At 62.9% G+C, this 5,499-nt stretch carries 4 protein-coding genes and 1 pseudogene; 2 read left to right on the top strand and 3 right to left on the bottom strand.

The annotated features are described in order from the left end of the window. Both EN939_RS19225 and EN939_RS19220 read left to right on the top strand, forming a co-directional pair. The coding region (locus tag EN939_RS19225; RefSeq protein WP_127269266.1) for an SDR family NAD(P)-dependent oxidoreductase at window positions 1–457 on the top strand (457 nt) is incomplete at its 5' end. Between the two features lie 93 nt (window positions 458–550). Further along, entirely contained in the window at window positions 551–1,387 is an 837-nt protein-coding gene (locus EN939_RS19220) for a sulfite exporter TauE/SafE family protein (protein ID WP_127269265.1), read from the top strand. Window positions 1,388–1,408: 21 nt separating this feature from the next. Here the strand turns inward: EN939_RS19220 and EN939_RS19215 are convergent, their stop codons facing one another. The 3 genes and pseudogenes from EN939_RS19215 to EN939_RS19205 all read right to left on the bottom strand — a co-directional run. Beyond that, on the bottom strand, window positions 1,409–2,758 hold the full coding sequence (locus tag EN939_RS19215; RefSeq protein ID WP_127269264.1) for an HlyD family type I secretion periplasmic adaptor subunit: 1,350 nt from the start codon (window positions 2,756–2,758) through the stop codon (window positions 1,409–1,411). Continuing rightward, window positions 2,755–4,524, bottom strand: coding sequence for a type I secretion system permease/ATPase (locus EN939_RS19210; protein ID WP_127269267.1), 1,770 nt, complete (start codon window positions 4,522–4,524; stop codon window positions 2,755–2,757). Before EN939_RS19210 ends, EN939_RS19215 begins: the two co-directional genes overlap by 4 nt. Before the next feature lie 77 nt (window positions 4,525–4,601). Continuing rightward, window positions 4,602–5,499: pseudogene (locus EN939_RS19205) on the bottom strand (DUF5801 repeats-in-toxin domain-containing protein); the annotation flags it as partial.

Here is a 5,499-nt window from a genome sequence, read left to right as displayed (position 1 = left end):
GGACGATGTCGATCTCGACCATTGGCGCAAGATCATCGACGTCAATTTGACCGGCACTTTTATCGTCAGCCGTGCCGGTACGGACCAGATGCGTGCGGCGGGGAAGGCCGGACGGGTAATCAGCATCGCATCCAACACCTTCTTTGCCGGCACGCCGAACATGGCTGCCTATGTCGCGGCCAAGGGTGGCGTCATCGGCTTCACCAGGGCGCTCGCCACCGAGCTTGGCAAATACAACATCACCGCCAATGCGGTGACGCCCGGCCTGATCGAGAGCGACGGCGTCAAGGCGAGCCCGCACAACGAGGCGTTCGGCTTCGTCGAGATGCTTCAGGCGATGAAAGGCAAAGGGCAGCCGGAACATATCGCGGACGTGGTCTCGTTCCTGGCCTCCGACGATGCGCGCTGGATCACCGGCCAGACGCTCAATGTCGACGCCGGGATGGTGCGCCACTAGCCAAAGCGCATCCCAAAAACTGTTACGCATTTCGGAACGACCTGCATCGGGGTTGCTGCAGCGGACGGGCGCGGCCATCAAAGGGAAATCATAGTGGACTTCGGATTCGACACGTCGGTTTTCGACGAGCTGACGATTGCAATGCTGGTCGCCGGCCTGGCCATGACCGGCGTGGCGTCCGGCGTGCTGGCTGGCCTGCTGGGAGTCGGTGGCGGTATCGTCATCGTCCCGGTGCTGTTCTGGGTGCTTAGCCTGTTCCAGTTTTCTCCTGATGTGATCAGCCATCTGGCGGTGGCGACGTCGCTTGCGGTCATTATCCCCACCTCGATCTCATCGATGCGGTCACACAACAGGCGCGGCAACGTTGATCGGCCTCTGCTCAATCTGTGGGGCCCGGCCATTTTCGTCGGTGCCCTCGTCGGTGGCATCATGTCGAAATTCATCCCGGGCGCCGGCTTGCGGCTGGTCTTCGGCGTCGTCGGCCTGCTGGTGGCCGTCAACATGGCGTTGCCGAAGCACCTCGTGATCTCCGATCACCTGCCGAAAAGCGGCTGGATCAACCGCGCGATCGCTGCTGTGATCGGCTTTGTCTCTTCGCTCATGGGGATTGGCGGCGGCACATTGTCGGTGCCGACGCTTTCCAGCTTCTCCTTTCCGGTGCACCGGGCCGTCGGCACATCGTCGGCGCTTGGCCTGCTTATCGCGCTTCCAGCGGTGGCCGGCTTCATCTGGTCGGGTCTCGCAATTGCAGGCAGGCCTCCGCTCAGCCTGGGTTACGTCAGCCTGCCGGCGGTTGCCATCATAGCGCCGGTGAGCTTTCTGTTTGCACCCTTGGGCGCCAAGCTCGCCCACGCGCTCAACCCGCGCTACCTGAAGCTTGCCTTTGCGTTCTTCCTGGCGATCACGGCCGGGCGAATGCTGCTTTCCTGAATCCGGTTCAGCGGCCTACTGCTATTTTTCCCGCATGGCCCGGCGGAAGTTCTGCGTGATCGGCTCGGCGAGATAAGAAAGCACGGTGCGAGCCCCCGTCCGGATCATCGTCTCGCTCGACATGCCGGGCAGCAGCTTGCGGCCCTCCAGCTTGCCGAGTTCGCTTTTGTCGATCACAACTGTCGCCGCGAAATAAGGTGCGCCGCTGCGTTCCTCAACCATGCGGTCAGCCGACACGATCTCCACGACGCCCTCGAGCGGCGGCAGGTTGTAGCGGGCGAAGGCCGGGAAGCTGACGCGCGCGAGCTGTCCGGGTGCGATCGTCTCGACATCCTCCGGCTTGACCATAGCCTCGACCACGAGTTGTTGTCCGAGCGGTACGATCGTCATCAATGTCTCACCGGGTTTCACGACACCGCCCGCGGTATGGACCTTCAAGTCCATGACGATGCCGTCAACCGGCGCGACAACGTTGGTACGGCTAAGCACGTCCCTGGCGGAACGCTCCTGCTGTCCGAGGTCAAACAGCTCCGCCTCGACCTTGCTCAACTCGTCGACGGCCTCGTTCAGGCGCACTGTGTTGAGGTTCAGGATCTGCATGTCGATCTCGGCCATGGCGCTTCCGGCACGGGCGATTGCCGCGACATTGGTGGCGCGCTCGCCCTCGATCTCCCGCTGCTGGCGTCTGAGCGACAAGTTCCGTTCGCGGGTGGTCAGCCCTTTCTTGAGCAGACCCTCAAGGTCTTTGCTTTCACCCTCGATTGCCTCGATCTGCTTGTCTTCCGTGACGATAAGCTGCTCCAGCCCCGTTATCTCTTCCTCGACCTGGTGACGGCGCTGGCCGAGAATTTCCTGCTCGTCCTTCAGATTGTGGTGCTTCGCTGTAAACACGTCACGCTGTGCTGCCACCGCGTCCTTCACGGCGATCGCGGGGTTTGCGAGCAACGCCGGATTGAACTCGATCTCGGTCTTGCCGTCACGCTCGGCCCTGAGACGCGCGGCCAGCGCCTCACGCGTTGCTATCCGGTTCTGGATCAGGTCGAGCTGCGCCTTTGCCTGCGTGTCGTCGAGCCCGACGAGGATCTTGCCCGCCTTGACGATATCCCCGTTGGCGGCGTTCAACTCCGCGATGATGCCGCCCTCGAGGTGCTGGATGAGCTTGCGGTCGCCGGCGACCTTGATCACGCCCGACGCCACCGCAGCGCTGTCCAGCGGCGCCAGGGCCGCCCATCCCCCGGCCACGCCGAAGAACAGGAACATGATCGCGAAGCCGGTGCACGTCACGCCGGTGAGACGGAGGGGTTGCGGCTCCAGGAGAGAGGGCGGCGCGAGGGGCAGCGGCACGACCTTCAATTCGGGGGGGCGGCTCATGCTTCCTTGACCTCTTTGATTTCCTTCACCACTTCAAGGGCTGGCAACTGGGCCGCCTTGGGCAGATGGGCCACCTTGCCGACACGGCTGGCGAGTTCGTTGAAGACATGGTCGCGCGGCCCGAAGAGATCTTGCTGACCCCTGTTGAGGACCAGTATCTTGTCTACCTTGTCCAAAATGCTGGCGCGGTGCGCGATAAGGATAACGGTCGTATTCGTCGCCTTGGCCACGCCGAGAGCGGCAATCAATGCCTCCTCGCCCTCCCTGTCGAGGTTGGAATTGGGTTCGTCGAGGATAAGCAGCGCGGGGTCGCCGTAGAGTGCCCGCGCCAGCCCGATGCGCTGGCGCTGCCCGCCCGACAGTATCGCACCCGCTTCGCCGATTTCGGTGCCGTACGCCTTCGGCAGTCCTTTGATCAGCTCGTGGACTCCCGCCAACTGCGCGGCCTCGACCACCTTGTTGAAGACCGCCGGGTTGAGCATCGCGAAGCGGCAAATGTTTTCGGACACGGTGCCGGCGAAGAGCTCGATGTCCTGCGGCAGATAGCCGACATGACGACCACGGTCTTCCGCCGCCCATTGGGCAACATCCGTTCCGTCCAGCAAGGCGCGCCCCGCGGACGGGCGCCAGGCGCCGGCGAGTATGCGCGCCAGGCTCGTCTTGCCAGCCCCGCTCGGACCGATCAACGCCATCGCTTCACCCGGCTCGAGGCGGAAGTTGATCCCCTTGAGGATGTGCTCGCCACCCTGCCGGGCAAGCACAAGGTTGTCGGCCTCAAACCTGCCTTTCGGACGGGGCAGTGGCAGGACCGGTGTGGCCTCCCGGTGCTGTCCGGCGACCGCGGTGAGGCGCCGGTAAGCGGCACGGGCTCCGACCGTCGCCTTCCAGGTGCCGATCGCTTGCTCGACCGGTGACAATGCGCGGCCCATCAGGATCGAGGCGGAGATCATGATACCGGGCGAGGCCTCGTTGCGAAGAACCAGATAGGCACCGAGGCCGAGTATGGCCATTTGCAGGGCCAGCCGGTGACAACGCGCGATGGCCGCGATGACCCCACCCCGGTTAGCGGCAAGGACTTGTCCTTTGTTCGCCTCGTCCTGCTGTGCCTTCCAGCCTTCCATCAGCGGCTTTAGCATACCCATCGCCTGGACGACCTCGGCGTTGCGGATCGTCGCCTCGGCCTGCACGTATGCCCGCGACTGTGCATTTGCAGCCTCGGTCAATGGTTTGCGTGTGACGTATTCGTTGAGCAACGCCAACGCAAAGAGGACAATCCCGCCGCACAGCGCCAACCAGCCCAGCCAGGGGTGCATGACGAATATGGCGGCGAAAAACAACGGTGCCCAAGGCGCGTCAAGAATCGGGAAGATGCTCGGGCTGGTGAAGAAATTCCGCACTTGATCCAGGTCGCGTAGCGGACGGGCGTTGGCATGACCGGGCGCCGAGGCGGCATATTCCACGGATGCGGTCAGGAGAACCGGTGCCAACCGCGCGTTCATCCACGATCCGACTTTAGCCAGAAGACGCCCGCGCACCACCTCCAGCCCCGCCATTGCCGCGAGTGCCCCTGCCGCCATAAGCGACAGCATCACCAGCGTCTCCAGGCTGTGGCTGGACAACACGCGGTGGTAGACCTGGAGCATATAGAGCGCCCCGGTCAGCATCAGCACGTTGATGCCGCCGCTGAACCAGACAAGCGGCCGGATGGCGCGTCTGGCCTCTTTCATCACCACCTGCAGGGCAGGCGGCTGTTGGTTGGTTCTCATCATCTGGATGACATCTCCGTGCAAGAGATCGCGGGAGGCGCACGGGGGCAGCATCGGCTGCCCCCGTTGGTCAAGTGTCAGGCGACATCAACAAGTATGTGCTGCATGTCTGTCACATCCCCGTCCGCGTCCGCCACCTGGAAGGCGAAGTCGAGGCTGGCTGACGGCGTCTCGGTCACGGTCGTGCTGAAGGCGATGTCCACGATCTTCAGCACGTCGTTGTCAGCGCCGTCGAAGCTCACCAGATCGTTGGTCGCAACGCTGCTGCCGCCGCCAGCTCCGGTCTCCCTGATCAGGTCGATGGCACTGCCGGTGATCCCGTTGCCCGACTGCATGATCTGGACACCCTGCAGCAGGTACTCTTCGCCGGCTGCGTTGTAGTCGTTCTGCTCGATGATCACGAGGCCGTCATTGTTGTCGAGCGTGAACTCCGAGCTGTACGGGGACGGGGCCTGACCCGTCTTGAAGATGTCGGCGTTCTGCACGTACATAGCCCGTGTGATCGAAGTGTCGTCCGCGGTGCCGAAAATGTTGTCGGCACCGTTGTCGGCCAGGTTGAGGATCAGCATCAGGTCCTCGCTGTTGCCGATGCCGTCGAACTCGATGGCCATGCTGCCGGCGAAAGCCGACGTCTGCGGTGTCTGCTGCACCTCGGTTGCGATACCGACATTGTTGTCGAAGAACCGCAACGTGAGCAATTCGCCTTTCTGGATCGTGTCACCGGCGACACCGTTGGTGTTCTGCGTCGCAGACACCCATGTTTCATTGTCGTTGCTCACCATGTCGTGAGCGCCGAAGGCGAATGAGGAGTCAAAGGGGTTGGATGCCCCCTCGCCGTTATTCGTCAATCCGAACGGGTTGGATCTGTTGATCGCGTTGCCGGTGAACTGCACGTAGAAGTCTTCGTCTACATTCTGCGTGGTCCCGTCATCCGCCTGCAATTGTTCCAACACGATCTGCGGGTGGCCCGTATTG

This window comes from Mesorhizobium sp. M7A.F.Ca.CA.002.05.1.1 (assembly GCF_003998335.1).
GTDB lineage: Bacteria > Pseudomonadota > Alphaproteobacteria > Rhizobiales > Rhizobiaceae > Mesorhizobium.
The sequence above is the reverse complement of the archived record's forward strand: the minus strand, read 5'-3'. Positions and strand labels throughout refer to the sequence as shown.